The sequence below is a fragment of the Desulfovibrio piger genome (assembly GCF_900116045.1).
GTDB classification, from domain to species: Bacteria; Desulfobacterota; Desulfovibrionia; order Desulfovibrionales; family Desulfovibrionaceae; genus Desulfovibrio; species Desulfovibrio piger_A.
Genome location: NZ_LT630450.1, coordinates 2651752 through 2665832, shown reverse-complemented (window position 1 = coordinate 2665832; position 14081 = coordinate 2651752). Strand labels below are relative to the sequence as shown.

13 protein-coding genes are annotated in these 14081 nt (G+C 57.0%); 8 read left to right on the top strand and 5 right to left on the bottom strand.

Features of this window, described 5'->3' with window-relative positions:
- Window positions 1-41: 41 nt before the first annotated feature.
- The 3 genes from DESPIGER_RS13145 to DESPIGER_RS13385 all read right to left on the bottom strand — a co-directional run bounded on the left by DESPIGER_RS13145 (window position 42) and on the right by DESPIGER_RS13385 (window position 2060).
- Window positions 42-209 carry a hypothetical protein gene (locus tag DESPIGER_RS13145; RefSeq protein WP_173783295.1) on the bottom strand — a complete coding sequence of 56 codons (168 nt, stop codon included), beginning with the start codon at window positions 207-209 and terminating at the stop codon, window positions 42-44.
- Window positions 206-1417 carry a tyrosine-type recombinase/integrase gene (locus DESPIGER_RS11870; protein ID WP_072337229.1) on the bottom strand — a complete coding sequence of 404 codons (1212 nt, stop codon included), beginning with the start codon at window positions 1415-1417 and terminating at the stop codon, window positions 206-208. Before DESPIGER_RS11870 ends, DESPIGER_RS13145 begins: the two co-directional genes overlap by 4 nt.
- A gap of 349 nt (window positions 1418-1766) precedes the next feature.
- Window positions 1767-2060: a hypothetical protein gene (locus DESPIGER_RS13385; RefSeq protein ID WP_147524749.1), complete on the bottom strand. Its 294-nt coding sequence runs from the start codon at window positions 2058-2060 to the stop codon at window positions 1767-1769.
- A 328-nt stretch (window positions 2061-2388) separates the two neighbouring features.
- Between DESPIGER_RS13385 and DESPIGER_RS11865 the strand changes: the two genes are divergently transcribed.
- The 7 genes from DESPIGER_RS11865 (at window position 2389) to DESPIGER_RS11830 (ending at window position 11347) form a co-directional block, all read left to right on the top strand.
- Window positions 2389-3507 (top strand): helix-turn-helix domain-containing protein, encoded by a 1119-nt coding sequence (locus DESPIGER_RS11865; RefSeq protein WP_083575404.1) that lies wholly within the window; start codon window positions 2389-2391, stop codon window positions 3505-3507.
- A 9-nt stretch (window positions 3508-3516) separates the two neighbouring features.
- On the top strand, window positions 3517-4512 hold the full coding sequence (locus DESPIGER_RS11860) for a DotH/IcmK family type IV secretion protein (RefSeq protein ID WP_072337225.1): 996 nt from the start codon (window positions 3517-3519) through the stop codon (window positions 4510-4512).
- 9 nt (window positions 4513-4521) lie between these two features.
- Window positions 4522-5628, top strand: a complete 1107-nt coding sequence (locus DESPIGER_RS11855; RefSeq protein WP_072337223.1) for a DotG/IcmE/VirB10 family protein — start codon at window positions 4522-4524, stop codon at window positions 5626-5628.
- A gap of 4 nt (window positions 5629-5632) precedes the next feature.
- Window positions 5633-6139, top strand: a complete 507-nt coding sequence (locus tag DESPIGER_RS11850) for a hypothetical protein (RefSeq protein ID WP_072337221.1) — start codon at window positions 5633-5635, stop codon at window positions 6137-6139.
- A 14-nt stretch (window positions 6140-6153) separates the two neighbouring features.
- Window positions 6154-6543: a hypothetical protein gene (locus tag DESPIGER_RS11845; RefSeq protein WP_072337219.1), complete on the top strand. Its 390-nt coding sequence runs from the start codon at window positions 6154-6156 to the stop codon at window positions 6541-6543.
- Window positions 6544-6561: 18 nt separating this feature from the next.
- Window positions 6562-7272 carry a DotI/IcmL/TraM family protein gene (locus DESPIGER_RS11840; protein WP_072337217.1) on the top strand — a complete coding sequence of 237 codons (711 nt, stop codon included), beginning with the start codon at window positions 6562-6564 and terminating at the stop codon, window positions 7270-7272.
- Between the two features lie 2974 nt (window positions 7273-10246).
- The gene (locus tag DESPIGER_RS11830) at window positions 10247-11347 is read left to right on the top strand and encodes a hypothetical protein (RefSeq protein WP_072337213.1); all 1101 of its coding nucleotides are present in this window, start codon (window positions 10247-10249) and stop codon (window positions 11345-11347) included.
- A gap of 18 nt (window positions 11348-11365) precedes the next feature.
- Here DESPIGER_RS11830 and DESPIGER_RS11825 read toward each other — a convergent pair whose 3' ends face one another.
- Window positions 11366-11638 (bottom strand): type II toxin-antitoxin system mRNA interferase toxin, RelE/StbE family, encoded by a 273-nt coding sequence (locus DESPIGER_RS11825; RefSeq protein WP_072337211.1) that lies wholly within the window; start codon window positions 11636-11638, stop codon window positions 11366-11368.
- Complete coding sequence (locus tag DESPIGER_RS11820; RefSeq protein WP_072337209.1) at window positions 11639-11899, bottom strand: type II toxin-antitoxin system RelB/DinJ family antitoxin; 261 nt, start codon at window positions 11897-11899, stop codon at window positions 11639-11641.
- Between the two features lie 82 nt (window positions 11900-11981).
- Here DESPIGER_RS11820 and DESPIGER_RS11815 point away from each other — a divergent pair, with 82 nt between their 5' ends.
- Window positions 11982-14081 (top strand): DotA/TraY family protein, encoded by a 2100-nt coding sequence (locus DESPIGER_RS11815; RefSeq protein WP_072337207.1) that lies wholly within the window; start codon window positions 11982-11984, stop codon window positions 14079-14081.

Genomic DNA, 14081 nt, shown 5'->3' with positions numbered 1-14081 from the left:
TCATGTACCTTCCGTGCCGCTGTTTTCCTGTAAAACCTGTTTCAGCTATACCACGCCCGGATCATGTCCATGTCGTCATAGCCGTATTGTCTCATACGCTCCTTTTCTTCTTCACTCCAGCCGGTGTCATTGCTCGTCACCTGCGTCTCGTCTTCTATTTTCCCGATGGAGATACAAACATCACGGTCTGTCATGGTGTCCTTTTTCATACTCCCTCCTTATTTCTTTTCTGCTGTGTGTTGCGTAATCCGTCCAGATAGTCCGCCCAATCCTGCATCATCTTTCGGCGCTCAGGCAGATATTCCGCATAATTGTATGCCGCACGCACTTCGTCCTGCTCCCCGTGGGCAAGCTGCCTCTCAATCCAGTCCCGGTTATAGCCGAGTTCGTTGAGCAGTGTGGATGCGATGGAGCGAAAACCATGCACGCTCATTTCGTGCTTCTGGTAGCCCATGCGCCGAAGCGCATTAAGCATGGTCGCATCGGAAATGGGCCGTACCTCCGTGCGGATGGAGGGAAAAAGGAATTTTCCCTCCCCGGAGTATTTTTGAAGTTCCCGAAGAATGAACATTGCCTGCCGGGACAGGGGCACAAGATGCTGACGGCGCATTTTCATGCGTTCCGCAGGGATGCGCCATTCCCCGGACTCAAGGTCGAATTCCTTCCATTGGGCAGCCCGCAGTTCCGTGGGACGGGTGAAAACCAACGGAGCCAGCTTCAAGGCACAGACCAGAGGAAAATAGCCTTCGTAGGCGTCGATATCCCGCAAAAGCTGGCCGACTTTTTCCGGTTCCAGCACCGCCGCGCGATGGACCGTTTTTCTCGGCCTCAAGGCTCCCCGAAGATCGGCTGCGATATTGTGCTTTGCCCGGCCCGTGATGACCGCATAGCGGAATACCTGATTGATGATCTGCAGCACTCTCCGGGAAGTCTCATAGTTTCCCCGCTGCTCCAGAGGCTTGACCACCTCCATGATATCCCGTGTTTCCAGTTTGGCGATGTGCATTTTGCCAATACGTGGAAAGATGTAGGTTTTCAGCCGGTACATGACGGTTCCCTGATGCTTTTCAGAAAACTCCGCCATGCGGGTTTCATGCCATTCTCTGGCGATATTCTGGAAGCTCTCGCGTTCGGCTGAGATTCTGGCCTTCTTTTCTTCCCGTTTCTGCTCGGAAGGATCAACGCCTTTGGCCAGCAGACGCCGGGCATCCTCGCGTCGTTCTCTGGCGTCCCTGAGCGAGACGCTGGGGTATTCCCCGAAACTGAGCAGTTTGCTCTTGCCGTCAAAGCGGTAAGCCATCCGCCAGAGCTTGCTGCCGCTGGTGGGCACATAGAGGAACAGGCCGCCGCCGTCGAAATATTTGCGGGGCTTTGAATCGGGTTTCAGACTGCGGATGTGGGTATCGGTAAGAGGCATGGGCACTCCCTGGTTGTCGTTGGACGGAGAGATACCCACATGGACAAAAATATGTTTGATTCCGGCCGGTTATCCGTGTAGGTATCGGAAATGTCGTACCACATTCCTACCTACGGATATACCCACAAATTTCATGGATGCAAGCGGACGAGGCTGGATTTCGGGAAACCGTATTGGAATGAAAAAACAAAGAATGCCAAGGTCTTTTGGACTTTGGCATTCTTCTTTGTACCTAAATTTGGCGTCCCCAAGGGGATTTGAACCCCTGTCGACGGCGTGAAAGCCGTTTTACATGCGCCTACCGCCATTATATTTCAATGAGTTATAGCACATTGAGGGGCATAAAATGTCACCAAAACTCTCTGTGCTTGTAACCCGCTTTTGTAACCCATGCTCTCGGCGCGCCGTCCTGTTTTTGCCCGCTGAAAGTATCCCTTCTCACACCGTCCTTTCTCTTCCTGTCTTCTCTCACGGCTCCGTTTTCTCTTCCTGGAGTCGTCTTCTTCTCCCTCTGCTCCCTCAAAAAATCTGCCCTGTTCCCGTGCTGAAAAAGCACCGCTGGAGGCTTCTTCCGCATCTGAAGCGGCCCAGGATTCTGCCGCGTCTCATGTGCGAAGAGGTCTTCTGTTGAAGCCTCTGCCATCCCCCCGGCAAACAGCACTCTGCCTGCTCAGGTTCCTCAGATCCCTTCAGACCGATCGGCGATTCCTCAAGCGCCGCTTTGTCAGGGCGCCACCAGCAATCCTTTGCAGGTCATGCGACAGGCGCAGTTCAGCGCAACCTGCCTCAAGGTTTTGAGGATGAAAAAAGCTTCGGAAAAAACAAAAAGCCGTCAGGTGGCACCCCAACGGCTTCTTGCAGAACATTTGTTCTTTCTCAAAAGAATCTGAAAGAACAATAGCTGAATTACCGGTTGTTGTCAATATTCAGCTCTGCAAAAGTATCTTTTTCCTTGGCTTGGAGAAAGACATATGGAGACATTTGCGCCTAAAGGAAACATTTTTGGTCCTATTCTTCCACAATTTATTTTGGAAAAGCGCATCACACTTGGAGCAAAAGTCATGTATGCCTTACTGTGCAACTATGCTTCTGAAAAAGATCATTGTTGGCCTTCCCATGCCACTCTTGCTTCTCGTCTGTCTTGCAGCATCAGCAGTGTAAAAAATTATCTTGCTGAACTTGTGCGTGAAAATCTCATTGCCATACGAAAGGAGCATTACCGCTCTTCTGTGTATTATCTTATAAGACCTGAACATAATAATAACGCTGACGAGTCAAATTCTGAAAGAAGTGAACGAGTTTTTACCTGCAACAAGTCAAGTTCTGGCTACATAAATAATTTTAACAAACAAAAACAAGAAAAAAACACCCCCCTTCCCCCCAAAACGACAGAAGAGACTCCGCAGCCTACGGCTCTCTCTGCGCCTTCGGTGGGGTGTGGGATTTCTTCTGAACAGGATTTTGAAAACGTATGGAATCTCTATCCCAAAAAAGAGGCAAAAGGCTTCGCCCGGCTTGCCTGGTTCCGTCTGGCCCGTTGCGGTCAGCTTCCTCCCGTATCTGAACTTCACGCCGCTCTTCAGCATTGCATGGCTCAGGAAAGCTGGCACCGGGAACAGGGACGATTCATCCCCCAGCTTGGAAACTGGCTTCGCGGGCAGCGATGGCTTGATGCCCTTTCTTCCGGCTCTCCTTCGAGACGGCGGCCTGATCCCGGCGTGCAAAAGGCCATGCAGGAAAGAGAGGAACAAGAAAAACGCATCCAGGAACGGCAGAAAGCAGAAAAAGAAAGACTGCGTCCTCTCTTCCGGGCATTTGCGGAAAAATTTGATGCTCCCTTCAACGAGGCCATGGCTTTCGGCATCTGGCTGCATTTGCACTCCATTCACAGCGCTCCCGCTGCCGAAGATGTTCCTGCGGACAACACCAGGAGCATTGTGGCCTTTCTTCTTGAGTACCGTCGGAAAGCACAGGAACGACGCTATACGCCCAACGCTGCCAACGTGCAGACGCCGATTTCCTATTTTCACCGCCCGGAACTGCTGTTCGGCAGAAATTCTGAATCCCCAGCCATACCGACATACGCATAAGGAGCTACCGTGAAGCAACTGATTTCTTTAGGAATACTGGTTCTGCTTTCGCTGCCGTGGGACGCCCAGGCAGAGACTTCCGCCGCACCTCGGACGCATCTTTCCCCCGCAACGATGGCGACCGTTCACGGGCAATCCGCCGACTCGGCCTCCTTGCCCGAAGAATCGGCACAGAAAACGCCCGCCCCCTCAGGTTCGGACCTGAAAAAGGCCCAGGAGGCGCAGGCGCTTTTTGAGGAAAGCCTGCGGCAGATGATGCCGCTGGATAAGGAACACATACAGGAATACCGGAAACGGTCGGATCAGCGTGAACGAGCGCTTTTGCCCGTTTCCCCCGACCTGCGGACCCGAACGGTGCGCGTCACGCTGGAACCCGGTCGTGCGCCGGTCAAGGTATTTACCACGGCCAACATCGCCACATCGCTGGTTTTTCATGACTCCACAGGTCAGCCGTGGCCCATTACTTCCGTGACCAACGGAGGGCCTTCCTCGTTTCAGGTTCTCCGCCCGGAACTGCCGGAAGGCAATCTGCTCAATGTCATGCCCATACAGGGCTATGCCACGTCAACCCTCGTGGTCACTCTGGAAAATCGGGACATACCGCTGGTCATCAGGCTTGAGTCGGATTCCGTCCGCGCTCCTGAACGCAAAGCCGACGCGCTGGTGCTGATTCAGCTCGCCCACCATGGTCCGAAGGCTGCGATTCCCCTGACCAGCACCATCAAGGAAACCGCCAGCTCCGCCATGCTGTCCTTTCTTGACCGCGTCCCCCCGGATGATGCCGTGCGTCTTCGTTCCGAACCGGATTCGGATGCCGTGATGGCCTGGAAATACAACGGAAAACACTACGTCAGAACCACGCACAGCCTGATGTGGCCGGCATGGACTGCCGTCGTCAACGGGGCAGGCTCCACCAAATGTTACGAGCTGCCCGTCACGACAAGAATCATGCTTTCCCGTGAAGGAAGCGTGCAGACCATCCTTCTGAAAAATACTCTCAAATAAGGCGGACACATGGCTATCACCAGCACGGAAAAAAAGCGGCGATTCATACTCTTCAGCCTTCTGGGGCTGGCTGCCGCCGTTGTCATTGTTCTTGCCTCGTTTCTGCTGTTCACGCCGGAAAAGCCGTCCGGCACCTCAAAAATGGCATCTGCAAGAACGGAAGCCGTAAGCGGGCAGGCGGGCGGCGTCGGCTCTGAGGAATACAACCAGAAGTTGAAGGAACACGACGCGCAACAGGCCAACGCGGCGCTTCAAAGCGGTGCGAGTTTCATTCCCACGCCGATAGGAGAAAAGAAGTCCGTTGTCGTCAAGAAGCAGGATACCCCTCCGTCGCCTCCGCCGGTTGCTCAGGTACGCACCGTGCCTGTTCAGACGCCGCGCACGGACAACGCCATGCTCAAAAGGATGATGGATGACCTGGCCGAACTGGACACCAGGCTGGCCAGCGCTTCCGTGGGGCAGGGACAAATCGCCTATGTCCGGGAGTTCCAGGATGAGACCGGCCAGCAGGACTCCGAAAAGAAGCCTGTCGCTGGAACGCTGTCGGTCGCGGCATCCTCCAGACCTGCGGTGAAACCGGGTGACCTGTTGTACGCCATCATAGATGTGGGAGTGAACTCCGATGTTCCGTCCGCCGTGCTGGCGACCGTCACCTCAGGCACATACAGAAATGCCCGCCTCACAGGCTCTTTCCAGCGCCATGACGAACGCCTTGTTCTGGCCTTCAATCGGATCATTCTGCCCTCCGGCGAAACCATCCAGGTGGAATCCTATGCCGTTGATCCCACCACCTCGGAAGCCTCGGTAGCCAGTTCCGTGGACACTCATTTCTTCAGCCGGTGGGGCGGTCTGGTCGCCTCGGCGTTTCTGGAAGGACTGGGTACGGCCAAACGCTACAGCGGTGCCCAGAGTACCATCTACGGCTACGGCAACGACGTAACCGACCAGATGGTCTGGAACACCTACAGCGTCAGCGATCAGGCATGGATTGCCGCCGGAAAGGTCGGCGAAAAGGCCGGAAAAATCTTTGAAAGAAACTTCGACCGACCGCCCACCGTCAGGCTCGAAAGCGGCACTCCCGTGGGCGTTCTGGTCATGAACGTCAAGGACAGGTGACGCCATGGAAAATTACGTTGCCAACGTCATTCCGCATTTGCAGCAATGGTGGCCCGTCATCATCCGGCTTGCCTATCTCATCGGCATTGTTTTTGCCGTTGTCTCCCTTGTTCAGGCCGTCAGCCGGAAACAACGCTTCAACCGCTCCACGGCGATCTGGAGCTTCATCTGTGCCGTTCTGCTGCTGAATCTCCCCGCGCTCATGGATTCTCTGTCCATGACGGTTTTCAACCAAAGCTCGGAACAGGCCCTGAGCTACAGCCCGCCTTCGTCCCCCGGTTCCATCTATATCCAGTTCGCCGTGTACGCCATTGCCTCCATCGGCGTCATCGGCATTGCGCGGGGGCTGTGTCTCATACGCGACACGCCGAACCAGAGCATGAATCTCAGCCGGGGCCTTGTCCATCTGTTCGGAGGCATTCTCGCGGTCAACCTTGTCACTTTCCTGCGCGGCCTGGGGGCCACGGTAGGCGGTGACGTGCAAACATACATCGCCAACATCATTGGCTGAGTACGGAGGACTCTATGAACTTCATCAATCATCAGCTCTCCATTTCCCCGCTGCGCTGGACTGCCGCCGTTATCGGTGTCGCCGCCGTATGGCTCCTCATGCCTGAGATTGTCCAGGCTGCCGTCACCTTCGGAGAAATCGGCGAAAATGTGGCGGAAAACGCCAAAGGCGTCGCCAAGGGCGTCACCCTTGCCGGATACGCCTCCGGTGCAGGCATGGGCGTCTGGGGTTGCGTGGACATGTACAAGGCCACCAAACGCCAGGGCGAATCGACCTATCCCGGCGGCCTCATCAAGATTCTGGTCGGAGCCGTGCTGCTCGGCCTGGGAGAAACCCTCGGTTCCGGCTCGGCCACGCTTTTCGGAGCCGATCAGACCTCCGGCATGAGTGATCTCGGCCTGTAACCTCAAAGGAGACGAGGCATGAGCATGTTCAAAAAAAAGGAAAAATCTTCCCTGCCGGAAGCTCCGGGGCAGGCTCTGAGCATGGAACCTCATGCCTCGTCTCCGGCCCCGGACGCGTCTGCCGTTATCGGAGGTCTCGGCTGGTACAGAACTCAGTTTCATCGCGCCATGAAACTGGCTCTGGGACTGAGCCTGGCGCTGATGGTCAGCCTGGCCGTCATTGCGCTGCTTCTGCTGAATCAGCCGAAACCCCGATATTTCGCCGCCACGCCTGATTTGCGCCTCGCGCCTCTGGTTCCTCTCGACCAGCCGCTGCTTACCCAGAGCGGGCTGCTGACGTGGGTGTCGGACACCATTACCGGGGCCATGTCGCTCAACTTTCTGGAGTGGCGCGAAAAACTGGAAGCCGTCAGACCGAATTTCGACGACGACACGTTCAAATCCTTCCTTTCCTCTCTGGAAAGCTCCGGGATTCTGAACATGATTCAGGAAAAACGGCTTTCCGCCTCGTCCGTTGCCACCGGTGCCCCGGTCATCATCGCCTCCGGGCTGGTCAGCGGGAAGGCCACATGGCGCATCGAGTTTCCCCTGATCGTTTCCTACGAATCAAGCCAGGGGGTGGAAAGCACCCAGCGTCTTATCGCCACTGTTCTTGTCTGCCGTGCCTCCACGGCCACCACCCCGCGCGGGGTGGTGATTCAACAGGTCGTTCTGAAGAGGGAATCCTGATGCTGGATAAACTTGTCAATGGCATAGACTGCGGCATACGCGCCATCTCTGAAGTCTTCGCCGGACCGGTGTACGGTTACTGCCGACTGGAAACGGTTGATGACGACGTTCTGGTAGCGGACGACGGAAGTCTCGTGAGCCTTCTGCGTCTTGAGGGTTCCCTGAAGCATGTGGGCGTAGAAGAATACGGGAGCATTGTTTCCGGTCTGACGGAAAAATTCCAGTCTTCCTTTTCCAAGCCGGGGCACCTGCTTCAGGTCGTCTTTGAGTACGACCCGGAAAGCAGCGCTTCCCGAATTACCGAACTTCTGCGTCCTTCCCGGCTGACGGCACAGAATCTGGGCCTTCATATCGGCCCGCTGCTGGATGACTGGGGAGCCACGCTGCAACGCTACTGCGCTCTGGAAACCTGCTGGCTCGTTCTTTGGACAAGGCCCGCCGTTCTGCCGGATTCCCTGCGGAAAACAGCCCTGAAGGAACGCAATGCCGCCATGTCCAAGGTGCCGACGATTCCGGGATGTCAGCAGGTATCCCGTGCCGTAGCCGCGCTGCATGACGCCCATAACGGTTTTCTGACCGGCGTGATGGACGCTTTCCGTCAGGTTGACCTGCTGGTGCATCCCCTTTCGGCCCATGAGGCTCTGCGGGACATCCGCTTGTGCATTTCCCCGGAGATGACCGGTCGGGACTGGCGGCCTCTCATACCCGGCGATCCCTTGCCGCTGCGTCTGCCCGACCCCGACACAAGCAGGGCGGACAGGCTGCATAACATGCTGTACCCGGATTTCAAGACACAGCTCTGGCCCCGTGAGGGAGAACTGATTTCCCGCAACGCCATACGCATCGGCGACAGAATATTCGGGCCTCTCATCATGACGCTCATGCCCCAGACGCCGAAACCGTTTCAAGAACTTTTCAGGGTACTTGCCAGGCGTGATGAACGACTGCCGTACCGCATTTCCTTCCTGCTGGAAGACGGCGGCCTGAACATGGGCCTCCGGCCCCTGCTTGCGGCCATTCTGGCCTTCAGCTCTTCGGACAACAAAAAGTTCAATAAGGCCGTCGATGCCCTGAAAGAGCTGGACCTTGAAGGCGTATGCTGCATCCGGTTCCGCATCTGCTTCTGCACCTGGGCCAGCGTGACGGATTCCGAGCAGGAAGCCCATCTGCTGCTTCGGCGGCGCGTCGCGGAACTTTCCAAAACCGTTCAGGGATGGGGAACGGCGGATGTTTCCGAAGCCACAGGCGACCCGCTTCTCGGTTTTACCGCGACGCTTCCCGCCATGATGCCCGCAAGTCCGGCTCCCGTCACCGCCGCGCCCTTGCAGGACGCTCTTGGCATGTTGCCGCTGCGTCCGGCGTCGCCGTGGCGGGAAGGAAGCCTGCTGTTCCGAACCCAGGACGGTAAAATCATGCCGTATGCGGCCAACTCTTCGGAACAGGCCGCCTGGATAGACCTCGGCGTTGCCCCCATGGGCGGCGGCAAGTCCGTTTTTCTCAATGCCTTCAACTTCGCGTTCGTCACTCAGAGCGGACTGTCACGTCTGCCGTGGCTGTCCATCGTGGATGTCGGTCCGTCCAGCTCCGGGCTGATAACGCTGCTGAAGGAAAATCTGCCTGAAGGCTGCAAACATCTCGCGGCCTATCACAGGCTCAGGATGACGCCGGATTATGCCATCAATCCCTTTGATACGCCGCTCGGCAACAGAAAACCTCTGCCGTCTCACAAGGCCTTTCTGGTCAATCTGCTGTCTTTGCTGGCCACGCCTCTGGATGTCACGGCCCCGGCAGACGGCGTTCCCGGACTCATAGGCAGAGCGGTTGATCTCGCCTATGAGGAACTCTCCGACAACCATCACCCCCGGCTTTACCAGCCGAACGTGCTTCCGAAGCTGCACGCCCTCATCACGGAAGAAGGCATACGCCGGGACGCTTCCACATCCTGGTGGGAAGTGGTCGATGGACTGTTTGAACGGGGCTATGTCCATGAAGCCTTGCAGGCCCAGCGCTACGCCGTGCCTCTGCTGGCGGATGTCGGCTCGCAAATCAGGCAGAACAAAGGTATCCAGAACACCTATGACGAAAATCTCATCCTCAATGTCTGGCGCTCCCTTCTGGATGCCATCGACGCCTATGTCATCCTGAAGGAACCCACGCAATTCGACCTCGGCGACGCTCAGATCGTCAGCCTCGACCTTGATGAAGTGGCTCCGCGCGGCGGTTCCACGGCGGATCGCCAGTCCGCCGTCATGTATATGCTGGCCCGGCACGTCCTCGGTTCACGCTTCTTCCTGATGCCTGCGGATGTGCAACTCATGCCCGAAGCCTACCGGGACTATCATGCCGGGCGAATCGAGGCGATTCGGGAGGACCCCAAAAGGCTTTGCTACGACGAAGCGCATCGCGTCACCAAAAACACCTCGGTTTCCGGCCAGTTGCAGGCGGATATGACCACCATGGCCCGTGAAAGCCGCAAATGGAACCTTTCCATCGGTCTCTATACGCAATCCATCGACGATATTCCCAAAATCATCACGGACGAACTGGCCACCACGGTCGTCATTCTGGGGTCCGGCACGGAAAAGAGCATTGAGAATCTGAGTCTCCGCTTCGGTCTGAACGGGGCCTGCCGTCATGCCCTTTCCCGTCTGGGAAAGCCCGGCAAGGCAGGCTCCAATCTCGTGGCCCTGTTCCGCACAGGTTCGGGCATGTCGCAGCTTGTCCTCAGTCTGACCATAGGCGGGCAGTCCCTCTGGGCCTTCAGCACCACCACGGAAGACGTGACCATCCGCAACCATCTTTACCAAAGGCTGGGACCGTCCGAGGCCTTGCGCAGACTGGCCCGACGCTTTCCCGGAGGTTCGGCCAAGGCCGAAGTGGAACGACGCAGACGGCAGGTGGAGGACAGGAGCGATTCCGACGATGAAGTCGTCAACGTCATTTTGGAAATTGCCAATGAACTGGCGGAGGAACAATGAAAAAGCTCTTTTTTGCCCTGGCGATTGTTCTTTTTCCGGTCCCGGTCTGGGCCGGAGGCTGCGGCTGCGGTTCCATCAACGCCATGATTTCTGCGGCCAAATCTGAAACGATTCAGGCCGTCAACGCCTATACCGCTGCGGAAGCCCAGGCCATCCGTTCGGAAATTCTGCTGGCCGCACAGAATATCATCGGCACCATCAAAAGCGAAACGGCGACCGTCGTCCGGGCGCTGGTCGCGCTCAAGGAAAGCAATGTCGCCGCCATCAAGGGGCAGGCCGTTGCGGGCGAAGCCATGAAAACCGAAGACCTGTACGGCACGGCGGCCCAGCCTTCAGGGCTTTGCGGCGCAACCTCGCTGGGCGCGGGAATACAGCTCGGCGCACAGGCAGGGCAGGAAATTCATGCGACCATGAGGGAAAAACAGTTCGCCTATGCCAACACGCCCGGCACAAAGCCGGTGGAATTTCTGCACCGTATTCTGGCCGACGACCAGCCTTCCGAACCGGAAAGTCTGGATGCCCTCTTTCCGCTCCAAAGCACGCTTACGGAAGACCAGGTGGCGCAGGCGCATGAATCCATCAAGACACTGGCCAATCCCCGTCCGCTTCCCATGGTCACGGACGCACAGAAGGAAACTCCGGCGGGGCAGACCTACGCGGCGGCAAGGAAGGTTCATGAAGAACGTCTGGCCGCCGTTACCGAAGCGCTCAACCACCACGTCGTGCTGCACGCTCCCACATTGCCGGAAGACGTGACCGAATGGGCGCAGAATCAGTGGTCGGAAGCGGGAGGAAGCGGCACTCCTCCCGGCATTGTGGACGGAAAACTTTCGGAAGCCGGGCTTTACAAACTGCTCTCACAGATGCGCGTAGGCAACCCCAACTGGTTTGCCCAGATAGCCACGGCCACGGATGCCGGACTGTTGCGGGAAATGGCGGTCATGCAGGCTTTTCAGATGGAGCTTGCCCGGAAAAACATGGAGCTTATGGACCGCCTGACCGTCATTGCGGCGCTTAGCTTCCTTTCCCGCATGGAAGGAACCACCGGCAGGGACATGGACGACCTTTATGCCCGCATGGTCGGCGCACAGCAGTAGGAGACCGCCATGCGCCTGCTACAGCGAAAAAAGATCGGCATGGGTGCCGGTACGATAAAAAACGCACTCATTCTCGCTTACTTTATACACAAGAAGCCAATCCGGCTCTATATGCAACTCCCGGTATGGTTTCCACTCTCCTTTGAGGGCATGGTCACGACAATGCTTAGGCAGTGGTTCCTCATTAAGCAAAAGCATGATTATCGTTTTCAGCTTTTGCATATCGTAGCCGCGATGTTCCACCTTTCTCAGATCACGGCGAAACTGAGCGGTAAAAGTGGAGTTACGCACTTATATCCCCAACTGTCTGAAAAGATCTTCCGCATCCTTGGCGTGAAATATTTCCTCTCCCCGTTCCGCCTTCTCTATAGTTTCACGGGTCAGTGCATTGGGAATATCGTCGCTGAAAGGCAAGCGCTTTTCATGAGCCACTCTGGCCAGCGCCATGCGGCAGAGATCGGATACCGTCAGCCCCATGGTTGCCAGTACGGCGGCGGCCTCATTCTTGATGGCGGGGTCAATGCGGGCGCGAACATAATCGTTGGCAGGCATGATTGTCCTCCTGTTTTTAGAAAGTGTAGCTCAATTGGACACAAAGTCAACAACACCCTCAATGAAGAAAGGGGGAGACGCCATGGCCTCTGAACTCCCTGCCACCTCGGAAATTCTTCTGCCCACGGATGCCAGCAAGCAGATTCTCGACACCTTCCTCGGACAGGGGTGGGATACCTGGGGAGCCGGTCTTGGAGGCTCGCAGGCTTCGGAGCTGATGCTCCAGATTTTCAGCGCCTTCAATCTGGTGGCGCTGGCCGTCATTTCCGCGCTGTTCCTGTGGGTCATGGCTCTGGCCGTGGCCGGAACGGCGCATGAAGGCGTCCCCTTCGGCAAGCGTTTCAGCTCCCTGTGGATGCCCCTGCGTTTTGTGGGGGCCATGGGCGCTCTGGCTCCTATCTTCAAGGGGCTGAGTCTCTTCCAGGTGGCCATTCTGGCCTGCATCGGCTTTTCCATCAACCTCGGCAATTTTGTCTGGGAACTGGGGACCGACTACTTTGTGGAACACGCCGGTCAGATCACCGTACAGGCACCGGACCAGAACGTCACGCACTATGCGGCCATTACCAACGGCGCTCTGGAATCTTTGACGCTCCAGTATTACCTGAACGAACGACGCGGCATGAACATCCCGCCGGGCGGAGAATGGAACTATAAAAGCAACTGGTTCCGCTCCGGGGGAGAATACCAGTTCCTTTTCAACGGCAACGCGGGTTCCATTCAGGTGTCCTGTGTGGATGAAAGCGATGCCCTGTGCAGGGGCAAGGTCAATGCCGTAGGAACGGCCATCTCCGCCCTTTCCTCTGTAGCGCAGCAGCTTGCCGACCCGGAAACGCCGTCTTCCTCCATTGACCCCCGCGCGCTGCACAGCGCCGCAAATCAGGTCAACGAGACCATTCTTTCCGAACTGCAAAGCTATGCCGGACAGGGACAGCTTCAAAGCAAACTCGCCGACTTCCAGGAAAACTCCGCCCAGTACGGCTGGCTCATCGCCGGTTCTTCCTACTGGTCCATAGCATGGATCAATCAGGAAGTCCGCGAGGCCATGTACTCCGGCATCACCTACAGCCCGCACCAATATACCGTCTCCGAACTGTATGCCTGGACGCACGGCCTGCAGGACTATGAAGCCGCGAAGGAACGTGTGGCAAACTATATCAAGACCGCCTATTCCAGCCGAAGGGGAATCACGGACATCACGGCCACGCCGTCCGTGACGGATGAAGGCCGGGCCTTTGACGAGCTGACCAACTGGCTGCGGGCCACGTTGAATCAGCTGGTCGCCGCAAACATTCTGCCCATTGCCGTTGAAAAGCTCTCCAGCCAGGACCCCATCATGGCGATTTCCAATGTGGGGGACTACTTCATCGGTACGGCATGGGGGCTGGCCTCGGCTCTCGGCGTCGTGGATGTGGCGCACTCCATGGGCAAGGAGCTGCCCCTCGTAGGCAAGGCCATTCCGAATCTGGACAAGTATATCTCCTTTGCCCTGTTCGCCGTTTTTCTTCCCCTTCTGCTGTACGGGCTGGCGCTGGCATACTACCTGCCCGCCATTCCCTTCATCCGCTGGATTTCGGCCCTGGTGGGCTGGATCATCCTCATTGTGGAAGCCCTGATCGCGGCCCCGCTCTGGCTGTGCGCCCATGCGCTGCCCGACGGAGACGGCGCTGCCGGTCAGCACGGCAAAAGAGGCTATTTTCTTCTCCTTGCCATCATCATCCGTCCTCCTCTGATGGTGGCGGGATTCTTTGCCGCCGTCATTCTCATGAATGTCCTCGGCAGACTTCTCGGAGCCAGCTTTGAGATGTTCGTCGCCGGAACCGCACAAACCAAAATTCTCGGCATTACCGGCACGTTCTCCATGCTGGTCATCCTCGGCATCGTCGTCATCATGGCGGCCAACAAGTTCTTCTCCCTCATCCATTACCTGCCGGAGCATGTGACCAGCTGGATAGGTCAGCAAATCCACGGGCTGGGAGAAAAGGAAGACCAGGCCGGAGTCAAGAGCATCTTCATCGCCTCCACCAATACCGTCAGCTCCGGGGCGCAGGGCGCAAGAGAGCTTCGCGGCGACATTTCGAGGCAATGGAACAACCCCGGCTCCGGGCACGCGATGCCGACGCAATCGCCGTCAGGAGTTTCCCAGACTTCACGAGTATCACAGGATAACTTCAGAAGCTGA

Excerpts from the sequence above, each read along its gene's own strand:
- DESPIGER_RS13145 (WP_173783295.1), bottom strand. The coding sequence starts at position 209 with ATGAAAAAGGACACCATGACAGACCGTGATGTTTGTATCTCCATCGGG.
- DESPIGER_RS11870 (WP_072337229.1), bottom strand. The coding sequence starts at position 1,417 with ATGCCTCTTACCGATACCCACATCCGCAGTCTGAAACCCGATTCAAAG.
- DESPIGER_RS13385 (WP_147524749.1), bottom strand. The coding sequence starts at position 2,060 with ATGGCAGAGGCTTCAACAGAAGACCTCTTCGCACATGAGACGCGGCAG.
- DESPIGER_RS11865 (WP_083575404.1), top strand. The coding sequence starts at position 2,389 with ATGGAGACATTTGCGCCTAAAGGAAACATTTTTGGTCCTATTCTTCCA.
- DESPIGER_RS11855 (WP_072337223.1), top strand. The coding sequence starts at position 4,522 with ATGGCTATCACCAGCACGGAAAAAAAGCGGCGATTCATACTCTTCAGC.
- DESPIGER_RS11850 (WP_072337221.1), top strand. The coding sequence starts at position 5,633 with ATGGAAAATTACGTTGCCAACGTCATTCCGCATTTGCAGCAATGGTGG.
- DESPIGER_RS11845 (WP_072337219.1), top strand. The coding sequence starts at position 6,154 with ATGAACTTCATCAATCATCAGCTCTCCATTTCCCCGCTGCGCTGGACT.
- DESPIGER_RS11840 (WP_072337217.1), top strand. The coding sequence starts at position 6,562 with ATGAGCATGTTCAAAAAAAAGGAAAAATCTTCCCTGCCGGAAGCTCCG.
- DESPIGER_RS11830 (WP_072337213.1), top strand. The coding sequence starts at position 10,247 with ATGAAAAAGCTCTTTTTTGCCCTGGCGATTGTTCTTTTTCCGGTCCCG.
- DESPIGER_RS11820 (WP_072337209.1), bottom strand. The coding sequence starts at position 11,899 with ATGCCTGCCAACGATTATGTTCGCGCCCGCATTGACCCCGCCATCAAG.
- DESPIGER_RS11815 (WP_072337207.1), top strand. The coding sequence starts at position 11,982 with ATGGCCTCTGAACTCCCTGCCACCTCGGAAATTCTTCTGCCCACGGAT.